The following is a 551-nucleotide window of genomic DNA, read 5'->3' as shown; positions in this document are numbered from 1 at the left end:
CGGCGCTGCGCTCGGTCACCTACACCGATAGCTCGGACACGCCGAGCACCGGCAGCCGCACCATCAGCTTTACCGTCAATGACGGCACGGCYRATAGCAATACGGTCACCAAGACGGTCAGCGTTGCCGCGGTTGACGACACGCCCATTGCAACGGCCAGCGGCGGCACCACCGCGTTCACCGAGGGCAACAACGTCACCAGCACGCCGGTTGCCATCGATGGCGGCTTCACGGTCAGCGATGCGGACAACACTACGCTGGCCAGCGCTACCGTCGCCATTACCGGGAACTTCCAAGGCAGTGAGGACGTCCTGGCCTTCACCAACAACCCCGCCACCATGGGCAATATCACGGCGAGCTACAACAGCGCGACCGGGGTGATGACCTTGACCTCGTCGGGCGCGAGCGCCACGACGGCGCAGTGGCAAGCGGCGCTGCGCTCGGTCACCTACACCGATAGCTCGGACACGCCGAGCACCGGCAACCGCACCATCAGCTTCACCGTCAATGACGGCACGGCCCATCAGCTTTACCGTCAATGACGGCACGGC

General features: G+C 64.8%; 1 protein-coding gene. It reads left to right on the top strand.

The genetic code is table 11. The features are described 5' to 3' along the window. Nucleotides 1–542: hypothetical protein (locus tag AC1DS3_RS39395; RefSeq protein ID WP_477129467.1), on the top strand; the 542-nt coding region annotated here is incomplete at its 5' end. Nucleotides 543–551: the final 9 nt, after the last annotated feature.

Source organism: Cupriavidus sp. 01L46 (genome assembly GCF_056399905.1).
The sequence above is the reverse complement of the archived record's forward strand: the minus strand, read 5'-3'. Positions and strand labels throughout refer to the sequence as shown.